The sequence below is a fragment of the Meiothermus taiwanensis WR-220 genome (assembly GCF_003568585.1).
Lineage (GTDB): Bacteria > Deinococcota > Deinococci > Deinococcales > Thermaceae > Meiothermus > Meiothermus taiwanensis.
Map to the genome: position 1 here is coordinate 2,197,301 of NZ_CP021130.1, position 27,000 is coordinate 2,224,300.

A 27,000-nucleotide genomic window follows, 5' to 3' on the forward strand; every position below is an offset into this window, starting at 1 on the left:
TAATGGGCCTATGGCAGACCTGTACCACATCGGCTTCGGGCCCGAAGACCTGGGCGATCAGCGCCCCACCCTGGCTCTTCTGAGCGGCGACCCCAACCGCGCGACCCAGATAGCCCAAACCAAGCTAAGCCAGATCAAAACCCTCTCGGAAAACCGAGGCTTGAACAGCTATCTCGGTTTTTTGCCCAACGGACGGCCCATCATTTCAGCCACCAGCGGCATGGGCGCCCCCAGCCTGAGCATCGTGGTTAACGAGCTGGTGCAAATTGGCATCCGCACCATCATCCGGGTGGGCACCAGCGGCTCCATCCAGGAGGACGTAAAACCTGGCAGCGTGGTGATCTCTAAGGCAGCCCTGTGCCGTCAGGGCGCGGCCAACGACATCGCCCCCCCCGAGTACCCGGCCAGCGCCGACCCCTTCCTCACCGTGGCCCTGGTGGAGGCCGCCCAGCGCCTGGGTGTCGAGTACGCCCTGGGCATCACCGCCTCGGTAGACACCTTTTACGAGGGGCAGGAGCGCACCGGCTCGGCCAATCCCCACCTGCTTAGGAGCCTGCAGGGAATCACCGAGGAGTACCGCCACCTGCGCGTACTCAACTACGAGATGGAGGCCGGCACCCTGTTCAAGATGGGCAACGTCTACGGGTTTGCCGCCGCCTGCATCTGCGGCATCATCGCGCAGCGCACCCGGGCCGAGCAGCCCATCCTGGAGGCCAAGGGCCTGGCAGTACAGCGCGCCATTGACGTAGCCATCGAGGCAGCCGCGCAGTTTGCCTAACCTTTGCCCAACTAATAATCGCTTTAGAAAAAAGTGTTCTGAACCACTAAGGATCGTTCATGTAACGCCCCGTCCCCTAAATAAACTCTCATCAGAATATCTCACCGCGTCACAATTGCTAGCTGCGCGTGGGTAAATCCGGAAGGGCCTGAAGATGAGAAATTGGGTCGGGTCGATTAAAGGCCCCTTGACTTTAACCATAAGGCGGCGTTACTTATAGCACCTGATGCCGCTGCGCCGACACCCTGTGCGCTATACCCTGTGGCTGGCCCGCACCGGCGCCGCCCCGCGGACGTTTTCCTTGCCCGTGTGGGTTCCACTGGTGGTGGTGCTGGCGCTGCTGGTCTGGAGCGGGCTGAACCTCTGGCTCTGGCAGCGCACCGCTGAGATGCGCAGCCTTCAAATTCAGCTGGTAAGTCTTTCGGATCAGGCCCGCAAGCTCAACAACCAGTTGGCAGCTGAGCGCACCCGCAACAACGCACTCAGCCAGGATGCCCAGCGCATTCTGCGGCAGCTCGAGGTGCTCGAAAAAGAGATCAACACCCTGCGCGAGCGGGCCGGGATGCCCAAAATCAAGCTCACCCCAACCCGCAACGAGGGCGGTGGGCGCGGCGGGGCTGCAACCCCGGCGGCGCTCGAGGACGTCTTTAAGTTTGCTGAGCAGCAAACCCAGGCTTTTTCTGAGAAGCTGAGCGAGGTGTCTCCAGCGCTCAACGAAACCCTTGAGCGGGAAGCCGCCCTGCCCTACGGCTACCCCATTCGTGGACAGACCCGGATCACCTCGTATTTCGGCTACCGTCGCAACCCTTTTGGCTGGGGCTTTGAGTTCCATAACGGGTTGGACTTCCCTGCCTCTTACGGCACCCCCGTGCGGGTCACCGGGGCCGGCAGGGTCATCGAGACCGGCTGGAAGGGCCCCTTTGGCCTAGCGGTGGTGGTGGATCACGGTTACGGCTACCGCACCTTGTATGGGCACCTATCCTCCATCACGGTACGGGTTGGGCAACGCCTCGAGCGCGGCGATGTGGTAGGGCAGGTGGGCTCAACGGGCCGCTCAACCGGGCCCCACCTGCACTACACGGTTTTCCGCAACGGGGGCGAGGTTAATCCGATTCCCTACCTAGACTGAGCAGGCCGCGGTAAGTTTGATGGGCAGGGGTGTAAACTATGGCGGTGTTAGGTGGAGGACGTAAACCCAATCCAGCTGCGCTCACCTACCTGAGCGAGGGCAGTGAGATCGAAGGCAACCTTAGAGCCCCAGGCAACACCCGCATCGACGGGAAGATCAAGGGATCGGTCACAGTTGAAGGCGACCTGGAGATCGGCAGCAACGCCCAGATCGAAGGCGATCAGATCAAAGCCAACAACATCATCATTCACGGACAGGTTAGCGCCCAGGTTATCGCACTGGGCAAGCTGCACATCACCAAGAGCGCCCGGGTAGAAGGGGACGTGCGGGCCATGTCCCTGGATGTGGAGGCCGGGGCGGTGTTTGTGGGCCGCAGCCAGACGGGCGAACCCAGGGCCCTGCCCCAGAACACCAAAACAGGCAGCAGTCAATAGCCCAAACCCCCAGCCGCAGCTTTTCTTTTGAGGGCGGTTAGCCGTCACCAAGGCTCCGGCCTTCCTGCTGTAGGCTAAATGGGTCATGGCGAGAGCGCCCCGCTCCCTTGCCTCGAGCGTCACCCTGACCGTGCCGCTGTGGCTGGTGGCGGCTTTGCCGGTGCTGCTGGTGTTGCTGGTGCTGCTGGGGTGGAGCCAAAGCTCACTCGAGCGTCAGCAACTGGCCCAGCTGGAGGCCCGGGCCTATAAGCTCAGCCTGGAACTCGAGGCCGAAAAAAGCCGCAACGAGGCCTACGGCATCGAGGCTGTTCAACTGCAACAAAGCCTCAAGGTACTGGAAGCCGAGATCAACCGGCTCCGCGCCAAGGCCGGCCTACCCAGGCTGCGCCTGCCCGAGCCAGCCCAGCCCAACCCGGTGCCCAGGCCCGACGGGGCCCCTCGAGGGGCCGGCGAGCCCATTGATCTGGGTAACCTGCTGCTCAGCCTGCGCTCCCAGGTGGAGGGTTTTGCAGCCGAGCTCGAGGCCACCGCCCTCGCGCTCAATAACCCACCCCCCCCCGACCCCCGCCCTGGACGGGTGCTGCGGCGCCCCGCCCCCCAGGGCGGCCCCCCCAGCCCGACCCTGTTCATACCCACCGGGCTGCCCTTGCTGGTAGAGGCTCCGCTCACCTCCGCCTTCGGCTACCGCTCCAATCCTTTTGGCGGTGGGGCCTACGAATTCCACAACGGCGTAGACTTTGCCGCACCCGAGGGCACACCGGTCTATGCCACCGCTGCCGGAACGGTGAGCGAGATGGGCTGGAACCCCATCTTTGGCTTGATGATCCTGATTGACCACGGCAATGGTCTGCACACCCTGTATGGACACCTTTCGTCCAGCTACGTCGAAAAGGGCCAGCAGGTTCAACAAAGCGCCCTGATCGGTGCGGTTGGTTCTACCGGGCGCTCCACCGGCCCGCACCTGCACTACAGCGTATACCGGTATGGGGTGGCCGTTGACCCACTCCCCTATGTGGGTTATACCGCGATTCGCTAAGTGCCCATCCATGCCGACTCAGCGCAACCCGTCAGTCGCAGCCCTAAACTTGAACCCCGTCCAAAGCAAGGGGGGTTTCGCCTTATTCTCATTCTGCGGTATAAGATAGGGCGTTATGGCCTTAGAGCGGCTCTTCCGCCGTCGCCGGGCACAGGGCGAGGCAAGGGACATTCCCGAGCTGTGGGTCAAGTGCCCCAAGTGCGACGCGCAGATATACAAGAAAGATCTCGAGACCAACCTGCACGTCTGCCCTAAGTGCGAGCACCACCTGCGGCTCTCTGCCGACAAACGCATCGCCATGCTGGCCGATGCCGGCAGCTTCGAGCAGATCACCGGCCTCAAACCCACCGACCCCCTGGGCTTTGTGGATACCGAGCCCTATCCCAAGCGGCTCGAGCGCTACCAGAAAGAAGCCGGACGCCCCGATGCCATCGTGGGGGGGCGCTGCACCATTGGGGGCATAGAAAGCGTGCTGCTGGTGATGGACTACGCCTTTGCCGGGGGTTCGATGGGCAGCGTGGTGGGCGAGGAAATCACCCGCGGCATCGAACTGGCCGCCCAGGAAAACCGGGCGGTGGTGATCGTCTCGGTCTCGGGGGGGGCCCGGATGCAGGAAGCGGCGCTTTCGCTGATGCAGATGGCCAAAACCACCCTGGCCCTCGACCGGTTATGGGCGCAAAAACTGCCCTATATCTCCATCCTCACCGACCCTACCACCGGCGGGGTTACGGCCAGCTTCGCAGCCATTGCCGACGTGATTCTGGCCGAGCCCGGTGCCCTGATTGGCTTTGCCGGGCCTCGAGTGATTAAGCAAACCATCCGCCAGGATCTGCCCGAGGGCTTCCAGCGCTCGGAGTTTTTGCTCAAACACGGCATGGTAGACCAGGTGGTAGACCGGCGCCGGCTCAAGGAAACCGTAGCACGCATCCTCAAGCTGCTCCACCCCAGGACGGTGAACCATGCAGGGTAGGCTTCCAATCTGGCATAAACCAACGAAAGGCGGTGCCCATGCCGCTTGAGTTCGAAAAGCCCATCGAGGAGCTCGAGGCCAAAATCGCCGAGCTCGAGGGGTTTGCTACCAGCAGCGGGGTGGATCTGTCCGGCGAGCTTCAAGTCCTGCGGGAGCGCCTGGCCCAGCTCAAATCGGAGACCTTCGGCAACCTGTCCCGCTGGGAGCGGGTGCAGCTGGCCCGCGCCCCTGGACGCCCCACCACCCTCGACGTGATCGGGGGCATCATGAGCGAGTTTGTCGAACTGTACGGCGACCGAACCTACGGCGAAGACCCTGCGGTGGTGGGGGGCCTGGCCCGCTTTGAGGGCACCTCGGTGGTGGTGGTGGGCCACCAGAAAGGCCGCGACACCAAGGAAAACATCCGGCGCAACTTTGCCATGCCCCACCCCGAAGGCTACCGCAAGGCTATGCGCATGATGGATCTGGCCGACCGCTTCGGACGACCCTTCATTGCATTCATTGACACCCCCGGTGCCTACCCCGGCGTCTCCGCTGAGGAGCGCGGCCAGGCCTGGGTGATCGCCCAGAGCATCCAGCGCATGGCCCGCCTAAGGGTGCCGGCCATCGCCATCATCCTGGGCGAGGGCGGCTCGGGAGGGGCCCTGGCGATTGGCGTAGGCAACCGCGTGCTGATTCTGGAAAACGCCTGGTACTCGGTGATCTCGCCCGAGTCCTGCGCGGCCATCCTCTGGCGCGACGCCAAAGAAGCCGCCAAAGCCGCCGAGGCCCTCAAACTCTCGGCCCCCGACCTCCTGAGCCTGGGTATCGTGGATCGGATCATCCCCGAACCCAGCGGCGGGGCCCACCGCGACCCCGCCACCACCCTGAGCAATATCAAACAGGCCTTGCAGGCTACGCTTGCTGAACTCGCTGGCCTGGGCCCAGAACAGCTATTCGAAGACCGCTATCGGCGGTTTAGGGGGCTGGGGCGCTACCAGGTCTAGTCACGGAGCAAAACGTACCCAAAAGCAGGGGGCGATCCATGCACCGCCCCCTGTATTTTCACGCCCCCAATCAACCCGGTGGCAAAGCTTCCCCGGCTCAGCTCACACCAGCCGGCTGCGCAACCACGAGGAAGCAAAGTCGATGATGTTCACCACCACCACAATCGCTATGACCCCCACAATCATCTGGTCGTACTGCCCCGAGGCCATCTTCTCGTTGATGAAGTAGCCGATACCGCCCGCCCCCACCAGGCCCAGCACCAGCGAGGAGCGGAAATTAATCTCGAAGTTGTAGATGGTATAGGAGACAAAAAGGGGCAGCACCTGGGGCAAAATGGCCCAGCGCACCACGTTCACCCCCGCTGCACCGGTGGATTCCAGGGCCTCAACCGGGCCCTTATCGGCGTTTTCGATGGCCTCGGAGTAGAGCTTGCCCAGCTCGGTCAGGGAGTGGATGGCAATGGCCATCACCCCAGCGAAAGGGCCCAGACCCACCGCTGCCACCAGAATCAGCGCGATTATCAAGGTAGGCACCCCACGCAGTACGTTCAAAAACAGGCGGGTTACGTAGAACACCGAGCGCATCAGGGGTGTACCCGAGGTCACGTTGCGGGCCGCTAGAAACGAGATGGGCATGGCAAAAACCGCAGCCAGAAAGGTGCCTACCAGGGCCATCTGTACCGTGACGGCAATCTGGCTCAGCACCTCTTGCAACGGGTAGCGCTCCGTCGAGGCATCGGCCAGCAGGGGCGGCCAGGCTTTATCGGCGAACTGTTGCAAAAAGGGCCAGCCCACCACCAGCTTGTTGAGGTCGAACTCGGTGGCATCGAATGCCGGAATCAGGCAGCCCGCCACCAAAGCAATCAAGATACCGGCGCGCCAATCGTCGGGCTCGTGCAGCGCGGGGTTTCGTAGCAGCACCAGCCCGGCCCCCAGCATGATTCCGGCCAGAAAGAACAGGCCAAAAGCACCGTACTGGGTTGTGGCCGGCTGCACCAGGCGGTACCCCTCGCTCGAGGCCTGCTGGGGGATGGCTCCTTGCAGGTCGGCCAGGCTTTGTATGGGCTTGAGTTCCTCCTGACCCAGCTCCTTGCGTATGGCGTTGAGTTCAGGCAGGGCCTGGTTGTAGGCCTCGACCATGGCCGTCTGGCTCTCCGGCGCTGTGGGGGAGAACAGCTTGTAATAGCCCAGGATTTTGGGCAGGTAGGCCCCACCGCCCTGGGGAGCGTGAAACCAGTAAAACGCCAGCGCCCCCGCCAGAACAGCGGCCAGCAGAATGGGCACGCGCTGTTTGGGGCGGCTAAACGAAAGCAGGGCCACCGAGGCGGCCACCCCAAGGGCCACCAGCAGCTCCATGAGACCGTTGATGGGCTGCATACGCACCAACTGGGCTGGCTGCACATACCAGCTTCCCGCAACCAGCACCGCCCCCGCCCCCCCCAGCACACCGCCCCATCCGGCAGCCGTGCCTCGACGGGCAAGCGTCAGGGCCATGAGCACACCCAGGGGAATCAACAACAGCAGAGGGTAGACGGGTGTAAGCCCCAGCAGGGTGGGATCTATGGTATCGCGGCTCAAAAAGCCCCGGGCCCGGCTGAAGGGAAAGGCCACAAAAACCACTAACAAAGCCAGCCCAGCGCCCACCACCCAGCGCCGCATGGAACCCCGGGCCACCCCCATCAGCAGTGCCAGGAACACCCCGCTCAAGGTGTACAACAGCAGCTCGGTCATGCCAGCATCTCCTTGCGCTCGTACAGGTCGTCGACGATCGACTCGGTAAGCTGTGCTGGTGATCCATCAAACACCAGCCGCCCGCGCTTGAAAGCGACGATGCGCTTGGCGTACTTCAGAGCCAGGTCGAGGGCGTGGATGTTGATGACCACCGTCACCCCGTCCTGCTCGTTGAAGCGCTTAAGGGTGCGCATGACCTCCTCCGAGAGCACCGGGTCGAGGTTGGCCGCGGGCTCGTCGGCCAGCATCAGGGTGGGTTGCTGGGCCATGGCCCGGGCGATGGCCACCCGCTGCTGCTGCCCGCCCGAGAGGGAGTCCACTCGAGCGTTCTCTTTTGCGGCCAGGTCGACGCGCTCGAGCTGCTGGCGGGCAATCTGGTAGTCGGCCTCGCTGTACAACCCCAGCAAGCCGCGCCAGGTGGGCAGGTAGCCCAGCCGGCCATGCAGCACGTTATCCAGGGCGCTCAGGCGGTTGACCAGGTTGAACTGCTGGAAGATAAAGCCCACCGTGCGGCGGTACTTCTGCAACTCGCGCTTGGACAGCTTGGTGATATCGGTACCGTTGACAATCACCGAGCCCGAGGTGGGAATCAACAGCCCATTCAGGGTGCGCAAAAAGGTGCTCTTACCGGCCCCCGAGCGCCCAATCACCGCCACGAAATCCCCTTGGGCGATCTCGAGGTTCACATCCGTCAGAACCTGCAAAGGCCCCTTGGCGGTCTGGAAGGTCTGGTTAAGGTTTCGGACTTCAATCATGCGTTCTCCAGATCGGCTGTGTGGGCTGCACCTTTTCCCACAGAGCCATACCATCAAATCATAAGCCCCCAGCCAAAACCGGGGGCATGAGCGGTCAAAAGCGTATAAGCTTACTGCCCGGCCACTTTGCGGGCCTGGCGCACCACATCGTAGTCGGAGTCCTGCGCCGGGATCATGTAGTCGATGCGGTAGAGGTTAAACAGGAGCTTGCTCTCCGGGGTTTTGATGCCCTGCAGGGCCGCCGCGATGCCGCGCGAGAGGGTGGGGTATTTGGCGTAAAACTGCTTGGAGACCGAGAAGGTGTCGCCGGGGATGGGCTTGGAGTAGAAAATAGCGGTGAGCTGGGCGGCTTCCTCGGGTTTGAGGAACTGCGTCCAGGCCCCGCTCTTGTTGCGGTTGTCGTTGGCGAAGGTGGCCGCTGCGTCCACCGACTTGTTCAGCACCGCCAGCACCGCCGCGTCGTGCCGACCGGCAAAGGTCTGCTTGGAAAAAAGCTTGTCGGGGTCAATTTTTTCTGCCACCAGTGCAGCCCGCGGGAAGACGTAGCCAGCAGCAGAGTTTTTGTCCACCCAGGCGATGGTTTTGCCCTCGAGGTCGCGCACGTTCTTGATGCCCGAGTCCTTGCGCACGATGATGGCGCTCCAGTAGTAGGGGCTGTTGCCGCGCACGCTCTTGAGGAGCACCTGGGCGCCCACATCCTGGTTGGCAATCACGTAGCCGTCGGGCGGGAAGAAGGCAAAGTCGAGGTTGCCGCCGCGCATGGCCTCAATCAGGCCGCGGTACTCGGTGGGGATGAAGATTTCCACCTCGATGGCCCCCTGGAAGCGGCGCTCGAGGTAGTCGGCGATGGCCTGGGCCGCCGGGCGGAGCTGGTCGGAGTTCTGGGTGGGGTTAAACCCAATGCGCACCTTGACCGGGTTCTGGGCCAAACCGACCGACAGACCAAACATCAACAAAGCCAGCAGAAGAAACAGGCTGCGTTTCATAACGCCGCTTAGCCTACACCAGCTTGGGTCAGAATTGAATCGGGTCAAAATTTTTAGCGACCCGGGGGGTGCTCAGAGTCCAGTGGCCGTGCCCAGGCCCTATAGCAAGTAGAATGCCCCCTGTATGCAAGCCCTCATCTTCGATTTCGACGGCACCATCCTGGACACCGAAAAGAGCGAGTTTCAGGCCTGGCAGGAGGTGTACCAGGCCCATGGGGCCGAGCTGACCCTGGAATACTGGCTGCCTTTCATCGGCAACAACTCCATCCCCTTCGACCCGGCCGGCAACCTGGAGCAGCTCGTGGGTATGCCGCTGGACAAAGAAAGTATCGAGCGCTGGGTGGACGAGCGCAAGCAAAGCCTCAACCAGTCGCTCCAGCCCTTGCCGGGGGTGCTGGACTACCTCGAGGCCGCCCAGGCCATGGGCCTGGGGTTGGCCGTGGCCAGTAGCTCGCGGCGGGCCTGGGTGGAGGGCCACCTGGAGCGGCTGGGCTTGCTGGGGTATTTCCAGGTCATCCGCACCAAGGAAGATGTGACCCTGACCAAGCCCGACCCCGCGCTATTTTTGCGGGCTGCCGAGGGGCTGGGGGTTTTGCCCCAGGAAACCATCGTGCTCGAGGACTCCCTGAACGGGGTGCGGGCCGCCAAGGCAGCGGGGGCTTTTACGGTGGCCATTCCCAACACCCTCACCCGGCACCTCGACCTGAGCCAGGCCGACCTGGTGCTCACCCGCCTGGACGACCTGGCGCTATGGGATCTGCTGCGCATTGCCCAACAGAAGGGCGATGTGGGGCTACTCCCCGTTGTTTAGAAAGCGCAGGATGCCTCGAGCTAGCGCCTCGGCCAGGGTCTGGCGGTACTGGCTGGTCTGGAGGCGGCGGCCCTCGACGGGGTGGTTGGCGAAGCCCACCTCCACCAGAATGGCCGGGATGCGGGCGTTGCGAAGTACGTAGAACGGGGCCTGGCGCACCCCGCGGTCGGCTGCGCCCGTAGCCTGCACCAAAGCACTCTGCACATACTGGGCCAGCTGACGCGAGAACTTGAGGTTGGACTGGGCGATCAGGTCGCGCACCAGGCGCTCGCCCACGCTCTGGGCCTCACGGGTCAGGCGCTGACCCAGCTCACCCCCACCGTTCTCGCGGATCACCTGGGCCAGCAGGCTCTGATCCAGGGTGCTGCCGAAGTAGTAGGTCTCGATGCCCTGGGCCGCATTGGGCGCGCTGTTGACATGGATGGAGATAAACAGGTTGCGCTTGGAGTTGGCCATCTCGGCCCGCAGGCCCAGGTCGGTGGCCTTGTCGGGGGAAAGGTGGGTGTCGCTGCTGCGGGTCAGAACGACCTCGATGCCCTCTTTTTGCAGCAGCTGGCGCAGGCGCAGGGCCAGATCGAGCGTCACCTCTTTTTCCACCACAAACCCCACCGCGCCGGGGTCGAGGCCGCCGTGGCCGGGGTCTATCACCACCACCCTGGGCTGGGGGCGGGGCCTGGGGGGAGGGGGTGGGGCCTGGGCCGGGGGGCTGGGTTTTGGGGCTGCTGCGAGCACATCCACCACCAGGCGCCGCCGGTTCCCATCGGCCAGAACCGCCGTCTTGACCTCAACGTTTGGCCTCAGGCGCACAAACACCGTGGCAGTGTTGCCAGCCACCACCACCTGGTACGAGGCCACCTGGGGTGAGCTCACATCCACATCGGCGGCCTCCACGCCGATGCCGCTGAAGCGCAGGGTGAGGGTGTCAGGGGATTGGGCCAGCTGGTACTGGGTTCGGGCCTCGAGGTCGAAGACCAGCCGGGTGTAGCCTTCGTGCAGGCCCAGGCGCGGAAACGCCAGCACCGGGGCCAGCCATACGATGACGAAGGCTAAAAGCCGCATCTTTTTGGAGTATAGCCGAAGCCGCTGGATTTTTATTAGACCGCTGAACCAGGCCATGTTGATGGTTTGCTCATTCGGTTCATGCCCCAGGCCCTACCATTGAAAGCATGAAGCGTTGGTGGATTCTGCTCACCTTTCTTTCTTTGATTGCACTGGCCTCGAGGTTTGCCGGTTTCGAGGTACGGCCCAGGGGCAACTCGGAGCTGGATGTGGGCACCGGCATCTACACCCTGCCCACCGGCGGCACCATCTCCGACAATAAAAGCGGCCTGGTGCTGGAAGCCCGCTACATCCAGTACAAAGACGGCGAGTTTATCCGGGCCCAGGGGGCCACCCTCAGGGCCAAGGAGGGCGATTTCAGCGCGAGCAGCCTCGAGTACCTGCAAAAACCCGACACCCTGCGGATGAACGGGGTGCGCTTCAGCTCCAAGGAGTTCAAGGCCCTCACCGCCCAGCAGGGGCTCTTGCTGGGCGACAACGTGCTGGTGCTGAAGGGCGAGGTGCGCTCGAGCGAGCCGGTGCTCGAGGCCAGCACGCTCATTGTGGACACCACCAAAGACCTGGCTTTGGTGCTGGGGGCCTTCACCTTCCGCGACGGGGCCACCACCCTCAGGGGCAACCGGCCCGACAGCACCTTGCTGCTGACCGTTGGTGGCGGCAAAGTGCGGGCCAACACCCGCGTTCCGGCCGATGTTTATAACCGCCTGCGTCCCTACGCCGATAAACTGTAGGGCGTGTGCGTGGAGTATACGAAAAACAAACTGCAAGATTCGCGAATACTGAGCCTCACATTGGCTTTTTGTATAGGCTTGAAAGCATCGAGCCCATCCACCCCCCAGGGCCGAAAGGCCGGGCTGCTCCCCCTGCTTTGCGCCCTGGCCCTGGGCTGGAGCGGCCTGGCCTGGGCCAGCCCTGCCAGCCCCACCCCCTGCGCCGAGCAGCCCTACACCCTCGAGACCCCCGAAGGGCTGGCCGGTGGGGGGAACCTCGAGTTTGACGGGGATCTCGCCATCTTCAGCGATGGCGCCTGTCTGCAAACCCAGGGACTATCCCTGCGGGCACCTGAACTGCGCTACGACCAGGCCAGCGGTGAATTGACGGCCCCGCAGATTGAGGTGGAAACCCCCCGCTACCGCTTCTGGGCCGAAGCGGGCCAGGTCAAGGGCCGGGTGCTGCAGGCCCGTGGCATCCGGATCACCACCTGCCGGTGCGGTGACGACCTGCGGCTCATCTCGGAACATCTCAGCTTTGACACCCAGAGCGGCGAGGTGATTTTGCAAGAAAGCCGGCTCGAGGCCTACCAGCTGGGCCTGGCCCAGTTCGAGGCCCTGCGCCTCAACGCCAACCGCCCCTTGGGCGAGAGCCTGGGCCTGGATACCCTGGCCTTCCCCCTGCGCTTCGACTTTGACCAGGGACTGAACCTGGGGCTCGTGGATTTCCCCTTGCTCGATGCCGAGGGCCGCTTCAGCACCCGCCTGACTCTGCTGGGCCTCCAGTTGTGGGGGCCTGAGCCCACCCTGCGCCTGGGGGTCTCGGGGCAGGCCCCGGGGCGGCGGGCCCGCATCGAGTTCGACCTCAAGCAAAGCGGCCCGGCCAGCCGTGGGGAGGTGGTGGCCGATCCTGTGTTTTTCCTCCACGACAGCACTCTAGGCCGCCACGCCTTCGGGCTGCGCCACTCCTTCACCCTGGGGGGGCTGAGCCTGCGCCCGTACGCCTGGGTTGCTCAGGATCTCTCCAACGGTGTCTCGGCCGGCCTGGCCGCCGGGGCCGAGCTGCGCTACAACCTGGAGGTGCAGGAAGGCCCCTTTCGCTTCCGCCTCGAGCCCTTTGGGGTGCTGGGTTTCTACAACCAGCCCCAGCAGTACCTGGCCTACGGGGGGTACGCCGAGGGCCGCTACGAGGGCGCGTTTGCCCTGCGCCTGGGCTATACCTGGGCCATCGAGTCTACCCCTGGGCACTTCTGGCTCGAGCGCCGGGAGGCCACCCAGGCGCTCTCGGGCAGCTTTTCCTACCAAAACATCCAGCTCGAGGCCACCCACAATTTTCTTCTGGATCAAACCCAGGCCAGCCTGCGCCTCGGCTACCCCCAGAGCTACGGCGAAATTTGGGCCCAGCTCAACACCTGCTGGAACTGCGTGGGCAAAACCCTGAGCAACGGGCGCGACGACTGGGAACGCCGCGAGCTGGTGCTGGGCTTTACCCCGGTGCCCCTGAGCTGTACCTACGACCTCAGCCTGACGCCTTTCCTCGGGTATGATTTCCTGCGGCAGGGCGTGAGCCGCTGGGGTTTGGAGCTGCGCTACGCCGACTGTTGTTTTATCTGGCGGTTGGGGTATCAGGAGGTTCGCATCGCCCAGCACCCCGATGAGATCCCCAACGGCAAACTAACCTTCGGACTGGAAATTCGATGACCCGCCTAGATCGCTACATCTTACGTGAGGCCTGGCCGGTTTTTCTGTTTGGCCTGGCGCTTTATGTGGGCTTTGGTCTTCTGAGCAACCTCCTGCCCAGGGCCCAGTGGATGACCACCGCCGAGCTCAGCAGCGTGCTCAAATGGCTGGCCTTGCAGGTGCCCTACGCCACCGTGCAGGCCATGCCCATCGCCGGACTTCTGGCGGTGATGCTGGCCTTTGGGCGGCTGGCACGGGAAAACGAGCTCTTGGTGATGCAGGCCGGGGGCATCTCGCTGCTCCGCACGGCCCGGCCCTTTTTGCTGGGGGGCTTGCTCCTGAGCGGCTTCTCGCTGGCCCTCTCGGAATGGGTGGTGCCCTGGGCTAACCGGGCCACGGCCCTGGTGTACTGGAATGAGCTCATCCCCGAGCGCACCGCGCAGTTCAACCTGGTGGGGCGCGAACTTACGGTGGGTGAGTACATCCTGCGCTACGATGGCTTCGACCCGGCCAAAGACGAATTCCAGCGGGTGCGCCTCGAGCGCTGGCAGGATCAGACTATGACCGTGATCCTGGCCCAGACCGCCCGCCTGCAGGGCCAGCGCATCGTGCTAAGGGATTACCGGGTCTTCACCCTGGATTTCGCCCAGCTTCCCCTGCCCGAGTTCACCTCGTTGGAGCAGGCCGAGGCTGGCTTGCAACAGGTTTTCCGTGCCCAGAACATCGGCCAGCCAGGCGCCGAACTCACCGTGCGGCTTTCCCGCAGCCGCGAAGATCTGGAAGCCCAGTACGCCGGGGGCGGGTTCGAGGTGCCGGTGCCCCTCTCAGAGTGGTGGCGCAAGCTGCAAGACCCCCACACCCCACCCCGCGAGCAGCGCGAGGCCCGGGCCCAGTGGCACGCTGCCATCGCCCTGGCCCTGGCCAACCTGATGGTGCTGGTGCTGGCCCTGCCGGTAGCGGTGCGCCGGGCCACCAGCCCCGGTACAGCGCTGGGCCTGGCCCTGGTGCTCACCATCGCCTACTACGTGGCCTTCAGCGCCGGTAAGGTGATGGCCCTATCGGGCCCCCTACCGCCGGAGCTGGCCGCCTGGGGGGCCAACCTGCTGGGGGTGATCGTGGGCTACGGCTTGGGTAAAGGCATCTACCGTTAGTTCCACCCCTTGAAACAGGCGATGTGCCACTACCAGATTCGGTTGGTTCGCCGCCGGAATGCAGCAAACCAACCCGACCGAAGTTATCCGCTGGAGGTCGAGCTCTTTGCCTTGGATGACTATATTAGGACTTACGCAGTTGGGTGAAGGATGTGTATGGGATTGGCCAGGTAACTTCGTATCGCCTCGCGGATAATGCTTGCCTTGGACTCATACCAACTCACCCCCGTTCGCAAGCGGTACACCTCCAGCCTCAGAAAAGCACGTAGGGACAGAAGAAGGTGGCCCAGGATAGAGGCCCTCTTTCTCACCTGGGCCCGCTCCACCCCGCAACACCCCTTGAGCCCCCGGTGGTAGACCTCGATACCCCAGCCTGCCCGCTCCAACTCCCCCCGCCGACCTTCAGTCATCCCCAGGTCGTTGGTCGCCCAGTGCTCCGCGTCCCCGTCTTTCGAAACCGTCCGGAACACCCTGACCAGACCAAAACCCCTCAGGTGCACCACCCGCCCCTCCGGCGGTATCTCCACCTCGCTCACCGGCCGAAGCCCCTCCCTATCCGGGTTCACCTGCCGGTTCCCCTTCAGCCGCGTGAGGAAGCGCCAGCCCAGGCGAGCAATCTCCTTCAGGTTCTCCAGCGAAGCGTACCAGCTATCCATTAGCACGTACGCTGGAGCAAACCCCCGTCCCTTGGCTACCCGCAGCATCTCCATAAAGTGCTCGTTCTTGGTCTTCCCTTCCCAGGGCTTGTCATAAATCCTGAAGTCGCAGGGGATGAGGGCCTGGCCCTCCGTCCACAGCAGGGTCATGAGGGCGATCCCCTTGACCACCCGCTGGTGCTTGCCGCTCCAGTGGTAGGTCACCAGCTCCATCCGCTGGGCGTAGGGTTTATCCAGGGTGGTGTCGTCCAGGATCAGAAGCCCCCGGCTGGGCTCCACCACGGCCCTGGCCTCCTGCCACAGCGCCTCCGTGTCGGGAGGCTGTCGCTGGAGCAGGCGGGTGAAGGCGTCGTGGGCGGGAGCGCTGGGTTCCTCGGGTTGGCAGCGGGCGGCCTCGGTACAGGTGAAGACCCTCTGGGCGGCGATGAGGAAGTGGATATAGTCCAGGTCGGTGCACTTTGGGGGGTTCATGGCAGCTAACTCCTCTTGGCCTGTTTGCTTTGCAGAAAAGGGTAGCCGAGTAGAGGGGTGAGGGGCAACTGCGTAACTCCTATATATTTTTGAATCCGGTATAAGCTAGGGAGCGGGTGTTTTGAATGGTACCTATCCTTGATCTTAAGCGTGAATATCTGGAGTTGAAAAGCGAGGTTGACGCCGCCCTGGCCCGTGTCCTGGCCTCGGGGGCCTTCGTGGGAGGGGCCGAGGTCGCCGCCCTGGAGGAGGAGCTGGCCGCCTACCTGAAAGTGCCCTACGTGGTGTCCTGTGGCTCCGGCACCGATGCCCTCTTCATCGCCTTGCGGGCCATGGGGGTAGGGCCGGGGGATGAGGTCATCACCACGCCCTTTACCTTTATCGCCACCCTCGAGGCCATCCAGCACGTGGGGGCCCGCCCCGTGCTGGTGGACATTGACCCCCAAAACTTCAACCTCAATCCGGCCCTGCTCGAGGCCGCCCTCACCCCGCGCACCAAGGCCATCCTGCCGGTTCACCTGTACGGCCAGGTGGCCCCCATGGGCGAGATACTGGAGTTCGCGCAAAAACACGGTTTGCAGGTGCTGGAAGATGCAGCCCAGGCCATCGGGGCCCGCTACTGCGCCCCGGGCCAGCCGCCTGTCCAGGCCGGCACCCTGGGCAATGCGGGGGCTTTTAGCCTTTACCCCACCAAAAACCTGGGGGCCTATGGCGATGGCGGCTTTATCGCCACCCACAACCCAACCATCGCCGAGGAGGCCCGCCTGTTGACGGTGCACGGCTCCAAGGAGCGCTACCACCATGTGCGCCCGGCCGGTTACACCTCGAGGCTCGACAGCCTCCAGGCCGCCATCTTGCGGGTTAAGCTCCCTCACCTGGAAACCTGGAACGCCCGCCGCCGCCAGATCGCCCAGGTCTACAACGAGCACCTCAAAAACCACCTCCAGACCCCCCGCGAGATGCCCTATGCCCTGCACGTCTACCACCAGTACACGGTGCGCCACCCCGAGCGCGACCGGCTGGCCGCCCACCTGAAGCAGCAGGGCATCGGCAGCAGCGTGCACTACCCGCTGCCGGCCCACCTCCAGCCGGCCTACCGCGACCTGGCCCCGGAAGGCTCCCTTCCAGCCGCAGAGGCCGCCGCCCGCGAGGTGCTGAGCCTGCCCATGCACCCCTTTTTGCAAGAGGCCCAGCTCGAGGCGGTCATCCAGGCCGTACAAAGTTACGCCTAAACAAGGCACATTCTCCGGCTTTGGCCCCGTTTATACTGGGTTGCTATGCCGGAGAATCCTTTGCTGGAAGTGCGCTACGACATCCCTTTTAGCCAGATCCGCCCCGAGCACATCGAGCCAGCCATCCAGACCCTCCTGGCCCAGGCCGAGGCCGAGCTGGAGGCCATCCTGCGGGTAGAAGGCCCCCGCACCTTGGAGAACACCCTGCTACCCCTGGATCGGCTGGGCGAGGGCCTGGGCTACGCCTATACCCTGGTGGCCCACCTCGAGAGCGTGGCTTCCACCCCTGAGCTGCGCGCAGCCTACAAGGCCATCATTCCCCCCACCACCGCCTTCTACACCAAGCTCCAGATTTCTGCCGAGCTGTACCAGGCCCTCAAGGACTTTGCAGCCACCCCCGAAGCAAGCCAGCTCAGCCCCGACTGGGCCCGCTTCCTCAAACTGCGCCTCGATGAGTTCCGCCGCCAGGGGGCGGGCCTTCCCCCCGAGAAGAAAGCCCGCCTCGAGGCCATCAACACCCGGCTTTCGGAGCTTACTACCCAGTTCGAGCAAAATGTCACCGACTCCACCGCCGACTGGGAGCTGTACCTGGACGAAAGCCAGGTGGCGGGCCTGCCCCCAAGCGCCCTCGAGGCCGCCCGCCAGAGTGCCCGGGCCAAAGGCCGCGAGGGCTACCGCTTTACCCTGCAGCAGCCCAGCTATCTGGCCCTGCAAACCTACCTGGACGACGCCGAGATCCGTAAGCAGGTCTACCTGGCCTACCACCGCCGGGCCACCGAGCCAGGCCGCGACAACCGGCCCCTGATTGATGAAATTCTGGCCCTGCGCCGCGAAAAGGCCGAACTGCTGGGCTACGCCAACTTTGCCGACTACGTGCTGGAGAACCGCATGGCCGGCAAGGCCGAGACCGCCCTGCGCTTCGAGCAGGACCTCAAAGCCGCCTACGAGCCTTACTTCAAAAAAGAGCTGGCCGCCCTCGAGGCCTTCCGCCGGGAGCTCGAGGGGCCAGAGGCCCCGCCGCTGGAGCCCTGGGACATCGCCTACTACGCCGAGAAGCAGCGCAAGGCCCTCTACGACTTCGACGAGGAAGAGCTCAGGCCCTACTTTGCCCTGCCGCAGGTGCTCGAGGGGCTGTTCGAGATCGTGCGGCGGGTCTTCGGCCTCGAGGTGCGGGAAGTAGCGGGTGTGGACACCTGGCACCCCGAGGTCAAAACCTACGAGATCTACCGGGAGGGCCGGCGCATCTGCCGCTTCTTCACCGACTGGCACCCCCGCGAGAACAAGCGCGGCGGGGCCTGGATGAACACGCTCATCCGGGGCGTGCGCCAGGGCGATACCACCGAGCCCCACCTGGGCCTGATGTGCGGCAACCTCACCCCCCCGGTGGGCGACCGGCCCGCTTTGCTCACCCACCGCGAGGTGGAGACCATCTTCCACGAGTTTGGGCACCTGTTGCACCTGGCGCTCTCGAGCGTGGAGGTCCGCAGCCTGGTGGGCACCCAGGTGGCCCGCGACTTTGTCGAGCTGCCCAGCCAGATCATGGAAAACTGGTGCTGGGAGCGCGAGGCCCTGGACTTGTTCGCCCGCCACTATCAGACCGGCGAACCCATCCCCGACGAGCTTTTCGAGAAAATGCTGCGGGCCAAAAACTACTGGGCCGCCAACCAGGGCATGCGTCAGCTGGCCTTCGGCACGGTGGATCTGGCCCTGCACATCCACTACACCCCCAGCGACGGCGATGTGGTCGCCTACGCCCGGCAGGTCATGCAGCCCTTCATGCCAGCCCCGCTACCCCAGGACTATGCCTTTGTGGCCGGGTTTGCCCACCTGTTCGGTCATCCGGTGGGCTATGCCGCGGGCTACTACTCCTACAAATGGTCGGAGGTGCTCGACGCCGACGCTTTCTCGCGCTTCAAGGCCGAGGGCATCTTCAACCGCCAGACCGGCGAGGATTTCATCACCCACATCCTGAGCAAAGGCAACTCTGTCGACCCCGCCGAGCTCTTCCGGCGCTTCCTGGGGCGCGACCCTGACCCCAAGGCCTTGCTAGCGCGCTCGGGGCTTCTGGACTAAGCGCTGTCTAAGGCGAAGCATCCCCCCATAAAACCCGCAGGGTGGTGCCATAGCGGCTGTTATCCTGCGGGTCGAGTTCTTCCACTGCTTTTACATAACCACCGCGCATGATCACCCGCACGCGCAGGTTGGGCCGCTTCCAGTCGTATACCTCGCGCCCCCAGTCCCACTCGTCGTACTGGCTGAAAGGCCCTATGCACTCCATGATGGCCTTCAGAGACAGATTCACATAGTTCTCTGGACGGGAGAAAAACGCGCGCAGGGCTGCTTCCGAGCAGGCCATATACTCCCCAGGGCTCCGTGGCTATAGGCCCTTAGGGGCGGCGCACACCGGCCGCCTGGGGCGTGGAGCCCCCCGCCGCACCAGCCAGACGAGCAAACTCCTTGGGGTCTACAGCGCGCGACTGGCCCATCTCGTAGGTAATCAGCTTGCGCTTGTACAGGTCGGCCAGGTAGGCGTCCATGGTGATCATGCCGTACTGGCCCCCAGTTTGAATTACGCTGACCAGTTGATGGCTCTTGCCCTCGCGAATCAACGCCCGCACCGCTGGGGTAGCCACCATGAGCTCGTAAGCCAGCACCCGTCCACCGCCAAAGGCCTTGGGCAGAAGCTGTTGGGTGAGCACCGCCACCAGGTTGTTGGAGAGCTGCACCCGTACCTGCTCCTGTTGAGACTCCGGGAAGACGTCAATAATGCGGTCGATGGTCTCGGGGGCGCTGTTGGTGTGCAGGGTACCCATCACCAGGTGCCCGGTCTCAGCGGCGGTGATAGCGGCCGAAATGGTCTCGTAGTCGCGCATCTCCCCCACCAGAATCACATCGGGGGCCTGCCGCAACACCGAGCGCAAGGCCTTTTCAAAGCTGTGGGTATCCGAGCCAATCTCGCGCTGGTTGATGATGGAGGACTTGTGACGGTGGAAGAACTCGATGGGGTCTTCAATGGTCACGATGTGGCAGCGCTTGCGCTCGTTGATGTAGTCGATCATGGAGGCCAGGGTGGTGGACTTACCCGAGCCGGTGGGCCCGGTCACCAGCACCAGCCCACGCGGGCTCATAGCAATATCGGCCACGGTCTTGGGCAGACCCAGCTCCTCGAAGCTCTTGACGTTGGAGGGCACCACCCGCAGCACCCCACCCACACTACCGCGCTGCAAGAAGATGTTGACGCGGAAGCGGCCTTTGCCTGGAAGGCTGAAGGAGAAGTCGAGCTCCTTTTCTTCCTCAAAAACCCGCTGCTGCTTCTCGTCCATCAGGGCATAGGTCAGGCGCCGGGTTTCCTGGGGGGTAAGGGGCTCAAACTCGGTGGGGTGAAACTCACCATCCACCTTGACCATAGGGGGAAGGCCCACCGTGATAACCAGATCCGAGGCACTGCGATCTACGGCCAGATTGAGCAGGTCTACAATATCGGGTGCTTTGCTCATGCGCATCTCCAGTTGTCAATTCAGAATACGCCAACTCGAGAACCGGCCATGTTTATATAGCCCACCAAGACCCCAGGCGAACAATCACAGCCGACTGCCGGTATTGCCGAACCGCCCTGGCTACCTTGCCCCCAGGTATTTGAAGTAGCGTTCCCGCGTAACCATGCCGTGCACCGTATCACCATCGGCCACGAACACAATCGGATGCTGGCGAAATAGCGATCCCAGCTCGCTTGCGGCGGTTTCACCGGAGACCACTGGGGCTTCGTCCCAGGGAACCAATGAGTCGGCCATGCCGATAACGCCTACCGGATGACCGTCCTCGAGCAGTACCGCGATACTACCTTCAAAGGACTGTAGCGCGCTGATCACCGGCACCGGTCTAGCCAGCTTGCGGGCCGAAGTGGGTACAAATATACCCGCGGAAAGCAGGGTGGTGGTGGTCACCTTAACCGCCCTTTTGGCAATAAGGAGGCTGACGGTAAAAACCAGCAAGAAAGCCAGGCCCTCGAGGACGCCGAAAAAGTTAAAGCCCTCCCAGCCAAACTGCCCCCGCCCACCCAGGGCCCAGTGTATAAGCCCCGAGACCATCAGCCCGGCAATCAGCGCCGCAAGGTAAGCGATCAGGCCCGCCAAACGCAAGTCACGAACAGTTCGCATCCGGCCTCCAGTCTACATCCCCCGGCAAGGTGGTTCCAGCCAAGCGGAATCTCCCTCAGGCCAACCAACGAAGATCCTCCTCTTTATCGATATCCACCCCTATTTCAGGGTAGGGGGTAATGAGGGCTTTGGCAGGAACTCCGATAATTTGTGAGACCCTGGCCTCGAGCCCGGGGATGTCGGCCCGGCCCAACAGCACCTTTACCAGGGTGCCCAGCCCAATCATCCGGGCCAGGGCCAGGGGTTTTTTGCGCAGTTCCAGGGCTTGTCTAAGCAAAGGCAGGGCCGTAAAAAAGAGCTTCTTGTCGATGATGACCAGGTTGCCCCCAGTAAAGTAGCCCTCGCGGACGCGGGCGTAGGTGCGGCGCATCCCCGGGAAGCGCTGCTCGATGGTGGGCCGGGCAACAATGGTGTAGACGAAGCCCGCCTGGGGTGCATTTTCCAGCACCCAGCGCACCGCCTCTGCCTGCAAAAAGGGCATGTCGCCAGTAGACACCAGCACCTTGCTACCCTGGGCGGCCTTAATTCCCGCCTCGAGGTTAGCCAGCAAGCTGCCCTGGTCGGGCAAGGCCCGTTGGGGCGGGGGGTTCAAGGGCAGGGACGGCCCTACCAAAATGACCTCCAGCCCCGCTTGCACCAGGGCCTCGAGGGTGTACTCCAACAGCGGGCGACCCCGGTAAGGCACCAGGGTTTTGCTGGCTACGCCAAACTTCTGGGCCAGGGGGTCGCCGGCGTTACCACCTGCCAACACAATCGCTTCCACCAAACCAGTTTACCCTTGGTTACCCACCTCTCTTTACCCAAAGCCCTTGCAGGCGATACCCTAATGTCTATGGACGACCTGCTCGAGCGGCTGGGAAATCATCTGGTCTGGCGCATCGGCAAGGCCGAGGCCGAGGAGGTGCTGGTGGTGCGGGTGGGCCTGGCCTCCGCCGCCCCCGAGTTCAGCCACCTGGCACGCCTCCGCAACGTAACCGACGAGGAGATCGAGCAACTCGTACAGTCCGGGCAGCTAAGGGTCGAGTGGGTCAATTAGATGATACTGGAAAAAACCTTCCAGCTAAAGCTACCGGAGCCCCCCGAGCACCTGCTCCAGCCCGAGCGGGTCTTTGGTGGCAGGCCCCCGTTTAGTGAACTAACCCGTCAGGGCACCACCCTCCAGGGCTACCTGGTGGCCGAGGCCCCGCTGTTTGGCGAAATCCAGTTTCCCTTCCAGAGCCGTATTCATCCACAGGGCCTGGCGGCGCGCCTCGAGGCCCTGCCCCTCCCCGAGCCCCCGGCCTTCTGGGCCGAGCTCGAGGGCCATGGCGAGGTGGTAGAGGGGGGCATCGCCTATCAGCTCACCCTCCGCATCCACGCCACCCTGCCCCAGGGCGAAAAATGGGGGGGACGGGCCCTGGGGCGCCTGGCCGAGGCCGCTTTCGAGCGGAACGTGGAACGGGTTCTGCAGCGGCTCACCCAGGCCTGAGCCAGCGCACCCAACCCCCGTTTCGGACATATACTAGTTAACGCGTCGGAGGTCGAACCATGGTCGAGGTACGCTACCTAGGACACTCAGCCCTGCTCATCAGCGACGGTACTACCCGCATACTGGTAGACCCTTTCCTCACCGGTAACCCCAAAGCGGCCCTCACGGCCGACCAGGTAGAAGCCGACCTGGTGGTGCTGACCCATGCCCACGGCGATCACTACGGTGACAGCGTGGCTATTAGCCAGCGCACCGGAGCCCCAATTATCTCCAACTACGAGATTGTGAGCTATGCCGAAAAACAGGGCGCCAAAGGGGTGGGCATGAACCTGGGCGGCACCTACCGGTTCAAAGGCGGGTGGCTCAAGTGGTTTCCCGCCTGGCACTCCTCTTCTTTTCCGGATGGAACCTACGGCGGCCTGGCCCAGGGCTTTGTGCTCGAGCTGGGCGGTAAGCGCCTGTACATCGCAGGGGACACCGCCCTATTCAGCGATATGACCCTGGTAGCCCAGTACAGCCCCGATCTGGCTGTTCTGCCCATTGGCGACCACTTCACCATGGGGCCGGACGATGCCCTCAAGGCCCTCGAGCTAACTCGAGCCAAGCAGGTGCTGCCGGTGCACTACAACACCTTCCCCCCCATCGCCCAGGATGGCGCGGCCTTTGTGCAGCAGGCCGGCCGGCTCGGGGTGGGGGGCCAGGCCTTAGCACCCGGCGAACATATGACCCTTTCGTAGCAGTTGCCATGACCCCCAACCCCCAGCAACCCATGGACTATCGCCGACTGACCCGACAACACTACAAGCTCGAGATGCTCTTGGGCCTGGGGCGATCGTCCCAGGTGTACCTGGCCCATGCCCCCGACGGTACCAAGGTGGCCCTTAAGGTGCCGCGCCGCGAGGTACGCACCGACCGGGCCCTCACCGAGCGCTTTGCACAGGAGGTGGCCCTGTCGCTTACCCTTAACCACGCCAACCTGGTGCGGGGGCTCTCGGGGCGCCCCGAGGGGGAAGGGGCTTTTCTGGCGCTGGAATACTTCGAGGAGGGCACCCTCGAGGACAGGCTAAAAAAAGGCCCCCTTAGCCGGGAGGTGGCCCTCGACTGCCTGAGCCAGATCGCCCAGGCCCTCATCTACCTGCACGACCGGGGCGTCATCCACCAAGACGTCAAACCGTCCAACATTTTTATCGACGGTATGCTGTTCAAGCTCGGCGACTTTGGCGTGGCTAAAACCCGCGAAAACCCCAAACCCCTCGAGCGGGCCGGCAGCCCCTTCTACATGGCCCCGGAGCTATTCCTGGGAGAGCCGGCCACCCCTGCCTCGGATGCCTACTCGTTTGGGGTGATGGCCTTCGAGCTGTTGGTAGGTAAGCGGCCTTTTGTGGGGGAAACCCTGGAAGAGATCACCCACGCCCACCTGCACAAGCTGCCCCCACCCACCAACCTTCCACCCCACCTCGACCGGATTGTTCGCAACCTCCTGGCTAAAGACCCCGCCATCCGCGCGACCCCCAAAGCCTTCTTGCAGATCGTACAAAACACCCCCCAGGCCGAGGCCAACCCCGGTAAAAGCAGCCCAGAAAACAAGCCCTCCAAAGCCAAAGGGCTGTTTGGCCTGTTTCGCAAAAAATAGCAACGCGGTGCTTCACCAAAAGCCAGGCCCCTCGCGCGCAACCCCTTACCGGCTTCTGCCGATAAACTATGGGCAAGCAAAGCGAGGCCTGTTATGAACGACCCCATCTGGTTCCCTTCCGACGCGTACACCCGTGGCAGCCATATCGAAGCCCTGCTAAAACACCTGCATCTGGACAGCTACGAAGCCCTTTATCGCTACAGCATTGAACGGCCCGAGGCTTTCTGGGAGACCACCCTCCAGCTCCTGGGCCTCGAGTGGTTTACCCCTTACCGGCAGGTGCTGGACACCTCCCAGGGGCCGCAGTGGCCCCAGTGGTTTGTAGGCGGGCGGCTCAATCTGGCCTACAACGCCCTGCATCACGCCAGAACCCGCAAAGACGCTCCGGCCCTGATCTGGGAAGGGGAAGAGGGGGCCGTAGCGCGCTTGAGTTACGGGGAGCTCGAGGCCGCCGTGGCCCAGGCCGCCCACGCGCTCGAGGCCCTGGGCATCCAGAAAGGCGACCGGGTAGGCCTGTTTCTGCCCATGCTGCCCGAAACCGCCATCAGCGCCCTGGCCGTGGCACAAATTGGGGCCATCTTTGTACCCATCTTCTCCGGTTACGCCCCTGAAGCAGCAGCCACCCGGCTGCAGGATGCCGGGGCCAGGCTGGTCATCACCGCGGATGGCTTCTACCGGAGGGGCAGCCGGGTTGATCTTCTGAACAACGCCCGCCGCGCCGCAGCCCTTTCGCCAAGCGTAGAAAAGCTGCTGGTGGTGCGCCGCTTTGGGGACGTGGCCCTGGCTGCAAACGAGGTGGCCTGGGACGAACAGGTTCTAAAACAGCCCTCGAGCGCCCCGTACCAGCCTATGGACAGCATGGATCCGTTCATGCTGATCTACACCTCCGGCACCACCGGCAGACCCAAGGGCACCGTGCACTACCACGCCGGCTTTCCCATCAAAGCGGCCCAGGATATGGCCCACCTCTTCGATCTGCGCCAGCACGAAACCCTGTTCTGGTTTACCGATATGGGCTGGATGATGGGGCCGTGGGCCATTCTGGGTGCTCTTACCATCGGCGGCACGGTGCTGCTGTACGAAGGGGCCCCCGATTACCCCAATCCAGGCCGCCTGTGGGCCCTCTGCGAACGGCACAGGGTAACCCATCTGGGCCTCTCCCCCACCCTGGTGCGGGCCCTGATGCCCCTGGGGGATGACTGGGTGCGCTCGCACGACCTGTCCAGCCTGCGCATGCTGGGCTCCACCGGCGAACCCTGGAACCTCGAGCCCTACCTCTGGTTCTTCAAGACCGTGGGCCAGGGCCGGGTTCCCATCATCAACTACTCCGGGGGCACCGAGATCGGCGGGGGCATTCTGGGCTGCACAGCCTGGCGACCCATCAAGCCCATGGGCTTCAACACCGCCGTGCCCGGCATGCACGCCGAGGTGCTCGACAGCACGGGCCGGCCGGTGCGGGACGAGGTAGGCGAGCTGGCCGTGCTGGCCCCCTGGCCGGGCCAGACCAAGGGCTTCTGGAAAGCGCCCGAACGTTATCTCGAAACCTACTGGCAGCGCTTTAAAAACATCTGGGTGCACGGCGACTGGGCCAAGGTGGATCGAGACGGACACTGGGTGATTCAGGGCCGGAGCGACGACACCCTCAAAATCGCCGGCAAGCGGGTGGGGCCCGCCGAGTACGAGAGCGCCGCCGTGGAGCACCCCAGCGTAAAAGAAGCCGCCGCCATCGGCATACCGCACCCGGTAAAGGGCGAGGCCGCGGTGCTATTCGTGGTGTTGCGCAGCGACCACACCCCCAGCCCCGACCTCGAGCAGGCCATTGCAGAAACCGTTACCCAACGCCTGGGCAAGGCCCTCAAACCCGAGCGCATTCTGTTTGTGCCCGACCTGCCCAAAACCCGCAACGCCAAGGTGATGCGCCGGGTGATACGGGCTGCCTTTCTGGGCCAGCCCCCCGGCGATCTCTCGGCGCTGGAGAACCCCCAGGCGGTGGAGGCCATCCAGCAAGCAGCCAGATAGTCGGCCCGCAAAACCCAGGTTAGAAAGCCCGGCCGGTGGCTTTGGTAAGCATCAGCCTGAGTTCGTGGGGGCTGGTGGCCGATCCTTCGGCATCCTCGAGGCTGATGTGGCCCTGGCTGTAAAGCTCAACCAGGTGTTGATCAAAGGTTTGCATGCCGCGCAGATTGTCCTGTAGCATGGCATCCTTGATCTGGGGCGTCTTGTTTTCGTCCTTAATGAGGTCGCGCACAAAAGGCGTGGCGAGGAGTATTTCCAGGGCCAGCGCCCGACCGTGACCATCGGCGCGGGGCAGCAGGCGCTGCGAGATGATGCCCAGGAGCGACTCGGCCAGCAGAATGCGAATTTGTAGGTGTTCGTGCAGGGGGAAAAAGTCGATGATGCGGTTGATGGTGCGCACCGCATCCAGGGTGTGGAGGGTGGATAGCACCAGGTGGCCGGTCTGGGCCGCCATAATCGCCGCCTCCACCGTTTCGCGGTCGCGCATCTCACCGATCAGAATCACATCCGGATCCTGCCGCATGGCGTACTTGAGGCCGGAGCTGAACGAGTCGGTATCCACCCCCACCTCGCGCTGCACCACCAGGCTTTTCTTGTGCTTGTGTAAAAACTCGATGGGGTCTTCGATGGTGATGATGTTTTTAGGGTAGTGCAGGTTGATGTGGTCGATGAGCGCTGCCAGGGTGGTCGATTTACCCGAGCCGGTAGGGCCGGTCACCAGTATCAACCCGCGCTCTTTGGAGGCCAGGTCTTCCATCACCGGACGGGGTAGCCCCAGCGCCTCGAAGCTTGGAATGGTTTCGGCCACCACCCGCATCACCAACCCAAAGCTACCCCGCTGGTGCAGCAGGTTGCAGCGAAAGCGCGCCAGACCCGGCACGGTGTAGGCAAAGTCCATCTCTTTTTTGTACTCGAGCTCCTCGAGCTGCATGGGGTTTAGCAGGCTGCGCACGATGGCTTCCACATCTTCCGGCGAGAGCACTTTACTCCCAAACGGCTTAAGCTTGCCATCGATGCGCACCGTAGGCGGCGCCCCGGCCTGCAAATGGATGTCCGAGGCTCGGGCCTGCACCATGCTGCGCAGCATATCAGCAATGGGCGTAGGGGTTTGCGTGGCACTCATCTCAAAGCTCCCTCGTGGCAGCAGATCA

The 27,000-nt window shown here is 63.5% G+C and carries 27 protein-coding genes; 17 read left to right on the forward strand and 10 right to left on the reverse strand.

Annotated features, from left to right (window positions below):
• Positions 1-10: 10 nt before the first annotated feature.
• The 6 genes from MTAI_RS10795 (at position 11) to MTAI_RS10820 (ending at position 5,333) form a co-directional block, all read left to right on the forward strand.
• Entirely contained in the window at positions 11-778 is a 768-nt protein-coding gene (locus MTAI_RS10795) for a nucleoside phosphorylase (RefSeq protein WP_027888230.1), read from the forward strand.
• Positions 779-1,004: 226 nt separating this feature from the next.
• Positions 1,005-1,907 carry a M23 family metallopeptidase gene (locus MTAI_RS10800; protein ID WP_036197139.1) on the forward strand — a complete coding sequence of 301 codons (903 nt, stop codon included), beginning with the start codon at positions 1,005-1,007 and terminating at the stop codon, positions 1,905-1,907.
• Positions 1,908-1,945: 38 nt separating this feature from the next.
• Positions 1,946-2,341: a bactofilin family protein gene (locus MTAI_RS10805; protein ID WP_027888228.1), complete on the forward strand. Its 396-nt coding sequence runs from the start codon at positions 1,946-1,948 to the stop codon at positions 2,339-2,341.
• An 85-nt stretch (positions 2,342-2,426) separates the two neighbouring features.
• Positions 2,427-3,377: a M23 family metallopeptidase gene (locus MTAI_RS10810; RefSeq protein ID WP_027888227.1), complete on the forward strand. Its 951-nt coding sequence runs from the start codon at positions 2,427-2,429 to the stop codon at positions 3,375-3,377.
• A gap of 115 nt (positions 3,378-3,492) precedes the next feature.
• A complete protein-coding gene (accD, locus tag MTAI_RS10815) occupies positions 3,493-4,347 on the forward strand; it encodes an acetyl-CoA carboxylase, carboxyltransferase subunit beta (protein WP_027888226.1) in 855 nt (284 codons plus the stop codon).
• Positions 4,348-4,385: 38 nt separating this feature from the next.
• Entirely contained in the window at positions 4,386-5,333 is a 948-nt protein-coding gene (locus MTAI_RS10820; protein WP_027888225.1) for an acetyl-CoA carboxylase carboxyltransferase subunit alpha, read from the forward strand.
• Between the two features lie 102 nt (positions 5,334-5,435).
• Here the strand turns inward: MTAI_RS10820 and phnE are convergent, their stop codons facing one another.
• The 3 genes from phnE to MTAI_RS10835 form a co-directional block, all read right to left on the reverse strand.
• Positions 5,436-7,064 (reverse strand): phosphonate ABC transporter, permease protein PhnE, encoded by a 1,629-nt coding sequence (gene phnE / locus MTAI_RS10825; RefSeq protein ID WP_027888224.1) that lies wholly within the window; start codon positions 7,062-7,064, stop codon positions 5,436-5,438.
• Complete coding sequence (phnC, locus tag MTAI_RS10830; protein ID WP_027888223.1) at positions 7,061-7,819, reverse strand: phosphonate ABC transporter ATP-binding protein; 759 nt, start codon at positions 7,817-7,819, stop codon at positions 7,061-7,063. The genes phnE and phnC overlap by 4 nt, the downstream gene beginning before the upstream one ends.
• Positions 7,820-7,929: 110 nt before the next feature.
• A complete protein-coding gene (locus MTAI_RS10835; RefSeq protein WP_027888222.1) occupies positions 7,930-8,805 on the reverse strand; it encodes a phosphate/phosphite/phosphonate ABC transporter substrate-binding protein in 876 nt (291 codons plus the stop codon).
• Between the two features lie 124 nt (positions 8,806-8,929).
• Here MTAI_RS10835 and MTAI_RS10840 point away from each other — a divergent pair, with 124 nt between their 5' ends.
• Positions 8,930-9,616, forward strand: a complete 687-nt coding sequence (locus MTAI_RS10840) for an HAD family hydrolase (protein ID WP_027888221.1) — start codon at positions 8,930-8,932, stop codon at positions 9,614-9,616.
• On the opposite strand, the gene MTAI_RS10845 is transcribed toward MTAI_RS10840, so the two are convergent.
• Complete coding sequence (locus MTAI_RS10845; RefSeq protein WP_027888220.1) at positions 9,599-10,675, reverse strand: N-acetylmuramoyl-L-alanine amidase family protein; 1,077 nt, start codon at positions 10,673-10,675, stop codon at positions 9,599-9,601. The two genes, MTAI_RS10840 and MTAI_RS10845, sit on opposite strands and share 18 nt — an antisense overlap.
• Positions 10,676-10,782: 107 nt before the next feature.
• On the opposite strand from MTAI_RS10845, the gene MTAI_RS10850 reads away from it, so the two are divergent.
• The 3 genes from MTAI_RS10850 (at position 10,783) to MTAI_RS10860 (ending at position 14,216) form a co-directional block, all read left to right on the forward strand.
• Complete coding sequence (locus MTAI_RS10850; RefSeq protein WP_027888219.1) at positions 10,783-11,406, forward strand: hypothetical protein; 624 nt, start codon at positions 10,783-10,785, stop codon at positions 11,404-11,406.
• A gap of 78 nt (positions 11,407-11,484) precedes the next feature.
• On the forward strand, positions 11,485-13,086 hold the full coding sequence (locus MTAI_RS10855) for a hypothetical protein (RefSeq protein WP_223299714.1): 1,602 nt from the start codon (positions 11,485-11,487) through the stop codon (positions 13,084-13,086).
• Positions 13,083-14,216, forward strand: coding sequence for an LptF/LptG family permease (locus MTAI_RS10860; RefSeq protein WP_027888217.1), 1,134 nt, complete (start codon positions 13,083-13,085; stop codon positions 14,214-14,216). Before MTAI_RS10855 ends, MTAI_RS10860 begins: the two co-directional genes overlap by 4 nt.
• A gap of 131 nt (positions 14,217-14,347) precedes the next feature.
• On the opposite strand, the gene MTAI_RS10865 is transcribed toward MTAI_RS10860, so the two are convergent.
• The gene (locus tag MTAI_RS10865) at positions 14,348-15,343 is read right to left on the reverse strand and encodes an IS701 family transposase (RefSeq protein ID WP_187388537.1); all 996 of its coding nucleotides are present in this window, start codon (positions 15,341-15,343) and stop codon (positions 14,348-14,350) included.
• A 125-nt stretch (positions 15,344-15,468) separates the two neighbouring features.
• Between MTAI_RS10865 and MTAI_RS10870 the strand changes: the two genes are divergently transcribed.
• Positions 15,469-16,575 carry a DegT/DnrJ/EryC1/StrS family aminotransferase gene (locus tag MTAI_RS10870; protein WP_027886347.1) on the forward strand — a complete coding sequence of 369 codons (1,107 nt, stop codon included), beginning with the start codon at positions 15,469-15,471 and terminating at the stop codon, positions 16,573-16,575.
• A 45-nt stretch (positions 16,576-16,620) separates the two neighbouring features.
• On the forward strand, positions 16,621-18,648 hold the full coding sequence (locus MTAI_RS10875; protein WP_027886348.1) for a M3 family metallopeptidase: 2,028 nt from the start codon (positions 16,621-16,623) through the stop codon (positions 18,646-18,648).
• A 7-nt stretch (positions 18,649-18,655) separates the two neighbouring features.
• On the opposite strand, the gene MTAI_RS10880 is transcribed toward MTAI_RS10875, so the two are convergent.
• The 4 genes from MTAI_RS10880 to MTAI_RS10895 form a co-directional block, all read right to left on the reverse strand.
• Positions 18,656-18,877, reverse strand: a complete 222-nt coding sequence (locus tag MTAI_RS10880; RefSeq protein ID WP_223299715.1) for a hypothetical protein — start codon at positions 18,875-18,877, stop codon at positions 18,656-18,658.
• Between the two features lie 85 nt (positions 18,878-18,962).
• Positions 18,963-20,072, reverse strand: a complete 1,110-nt coding sequence (locus MTAI_RS10885) for a type IV pilus twitching motility protein PilT (RefSeq protein ID WP_027886350.1) — start codon at positions 20,070-20,072, stop codon at positions 18,963-18,965.
• Positions 20,073-20,192: 120 nt separating this feature from the next.
• Positions 20,193-20,732, reverse strand: a complete 540-nt coding sequence (locus MTAI_RS10890) for a hypothetical protein (protein WP_013014467.1) — start codon at positions 20,730-20,732, stop codon at positions 20,193-20,195.
• A gap of 55 nt (positions 20,733-20,787) precedes the next feature.
• Positions 20,788-21,495: an NTP transferase domain-containing protein gene (locus MTAI_RS10895; RefSeq protein ID WP_027886351.1), complete on the reverse strand. Its 708-nt coding sequence runs from the start codon at positions 21,493-21,495 to the stop codon at positions 20,788-20,790.
• Between the two features lie 63 nt (positions 21,496-21,558).
• Between MTAI_RS10895 and MTAI_RS10900 the strand changes: the two genes are divergently transcribed.
• The 5 genes from MTAI_RS10900 to MTAI_RS10920 all read left to right on the forward strand — a co-directional run bounded on the left by MTAI_RS10900 (position 21,559) and on the right by MTAI_RS10920 (position 25,852).
• The gene (locus tag MTAI_RS10900; protein ID WP_027886352.1) at positions 21,559-21,768 is read left to right on the forward strand and encodes a DUF3248 domain-containing protein; all 210 of its coding nucleotides are present in this window, start codon (positions 21,559-21,561) and stop codon (positions 21,766-21,768) included.
• Positions 21,769-22,200, forward strand: a complete 432-nt coding sequence (locus MTAI_RS10905) for a DUF3809 family protein (RefSeq protein WP_027886353.1) — start codon at positions 21,769-21,771, stop codon at positions 22,198-22,200. It begins immediately after the preceding gene.
• Positions 22,201-22,259: 59 nt separating this feature from the next.
• The gene (locus tag MTAI_RS10910) at positions 22,260-22,937 is read left to right on the forward strand and encodes a metal-dependent hydrolase (protein WP_027886354.1); all 678 of its coding nucleotides are present in this window, start codon (positions 22,260-22,262) and stop codon (positions 22,935-22,937) included.
• Between the two features lie 8 nt (positions 22,938-22,945).
• Complete coding sequence (locus MTAI_RS10915; protein ID WP_027886355.1) at positions 22,946-23,833, forward strand: serine/threonine-protein kinase; 888 nt, start codon at positions 22,946-22,948, stop codon at positions 23,831-23,833.
• Between the two features lie 93 nt (positions 23,834-23,926).
• Positions 23,927-25,852, forward strand: a complete 1,926-nt coding sequence (locus tag MTAI_RS10920; RefSeq protein ID WP_027886356.1) for an AMP-binding protein — start codon at positions 23,927-23,929, stop codon at positions 25,850-25,852.
• 19 nt (positions 25,853-25,871) lie between these two features.
• Here MTAI_RS10920 and MTAI_RS10925 read toward each other — a convergent pair whose 3' ends face one another.
• Positions 25,872-26,972, reverse strand: a complete 1,101-nt coding sequence (locus MTAI_RS10925; RefSeq protein ID WP_027886357.1) for a type IV pilus twitching motility protein PilT — start codon at positions 26,970-26,972, stop codon at positions 25,872-25,874.
• Between the last annotated feature and the right edge of the window lie 28 nt (positions 26,973-27,000).

Excerpts from the sequence above, each read along its gene's own strand:
- MTAI_RS10795 (WP_027888230.1), top strand. The coding sequence starts at position 11 with ATGGCAGACCTGTACCACATCGGCTTCGGGCCCGAAGACCTGGGCGAT.
- MTAI_RS10800 (WP_036197139.1), top strand. The coding sequence starts at position 1,005 with ATGCCGCTGCGCCGACACCCTGTGCGCTATACCCTGTGGCTGGCCCGC.
- MTAI_RS10805 (WP_027888228.1), top strand. The coding sequence starts at position 1,946 with ATGGCGGTGTTAGGTGGAGGACGTAAACCCAATCCAGCTGCGCTCACC.
- MTAI_RS10810 (WP_027888227.1), top strand. The coding sequence starts at position 2,427 with ATGGCGAGAGCGCCCCGCTCCCTTGCCTCGAGCGTCACCCTGACCGTG.
- accD (WP_027888226.1), top strand. The coding sequence starts at position 3,493 with ATGGCCTTAGAGCGGCTCTTCCGCCGTCGCCGGGCACAGGGCGAGGCA.
- MTAI_RS10820 (WP_027888225.1), top strand. The coding sequence starts at position 4,386 with ATGCCGCTTGAGTTCGAAAAGCCCATCGAGGAGCTCGAGGCCAAAATC.
- phnE (WP_027888224.1), bottom strand. The coding sequence starts at position 7,064 with ATGACCGAGCTGCTGTTGTACACCTTGAGCGGGGTGTTCCTGGCACTG.
- phnC (WP_027888223.1), bottom strand. The coding sequence starts at position 7,819 with ATGATTGAAGTCCGAAACCTTAACCAGACCTTCCAGACCGCCAAGGGG.
- MTAI_RS10835 (WP_027888222.1), bottom strand. The coding sequence starts at position 8,805 with ATGAAACGCAGCCTGTTTCTTCTGCTGGCTTTGTTGATGTTTGGTCTG.
- MTAI_RS10840 (WP_027888221.1), top strand. The coding sequence starts at position 8,930 with ATGCAAGCCCTCATCTTCGATTTCGACGGCACCATCCTGGACACCGAA.
- MTAI_RS10845 (WP_027888220.1), bottom strand. The coding sequence starts at position 10,675 with ATGCGGCTTTTAGCCTTCGTCATCGTATGGCTGGCCCCGGTGCTGGCG.
- MTAI_RS10850 (WP_027888219.1), top strand. The coding sequence starts at position 10,783 with ATGAAGCGTTGGTGGATTCTGCTCACCTTTCTTTCTTTGATTGCACTG.
- MTAI_RS10860 (WP_027888217.1), top strand. The coding sequence starts at position 13,083 with ATGACCCGCCTAGATCGCTACATCTTACGTGAGGCCTGGCCGGTTTTT.
- MTAI_RS10865 (WP_187388537.1), bottom strand. The coding sequence starts at position 15,343 with ATGAACCCCCCAAAGTGCACCGACCTGGACTATATCCACTTCCTCATC.
- MTAI_RS10870 (WP_027886347.1), top strand. The coding sequence starts at position 15,469 with ATGGTACCTATCCTTGATCTTAAGCGTGAATATCTGGAGTTGAAAAGC.
- MTAI_RS10875 (WP_027886348.1), top strand. The coding sequence starts at position 16,621 with ATGCCGGAGAATCCTTTGCTGGAAGTGCGCTACGACATCCCTTTTAGC.
- MTAI_RS10885 (WP_027886350.1), bottom strand. The coding sequence starts at position 20,072 with ATGAGCAAAGCACCCGATATTGTAGACCTGCTCAATCTGGCCGTAGAT.
- MTAI_RS10890 (WP_013014467.1), bottom strand. The coding sequence starts at position 20,732 with ATGCGAACTGTTCGTGACTTGCGTTTGGCGGGCCTGATCGCTTACCTT.
- MTAI_RS10900 (WP_027886352.1), top strand. The coding sequence starts at position 21,559 with ATGTCTATGGACGACCTGCTCGAGCGGCTGGGAAATCATCTGGTCTGG.
- MTAI_RS10905 (WP_027886353.1), top strand. The coding sequence starts at position 21,769 with ATGATACTGGAAAAAACCTTCCAGCTAAAGCTACCGGAGCCCCCCGAG.
- MTAI_RS10910 (WP_027886354.1), top strand. The coding sequence starts at position 22,260 with ATGGTCGAGGTACGCTACCTAGGACACTCAGCCCTGCTCATCAGCGAC.
- MTAI_RS10915 (WP_027886355.1), top strand. The coding sequence starts at position 22,946 with ATGACCCCCAACCCCCAGCAACCCATGGACTATCGCCGACTGACCCGA.
- MTAI_RS10920 (WP_027886356.1), top strand. The coding sequence starts at position 23,927 with ATGAACGACCCCATCTGGTTCCCTTCCGACGCGTACACCCGTGGCAGC.
- MTAI_RS10925 (WP_027886357.1), bottom strand. The coding sequence starts at position 26,972 with ATGAGTGCCACGCAAACCCCTACGCCCATTGCTGATATGCTGCGCAGC.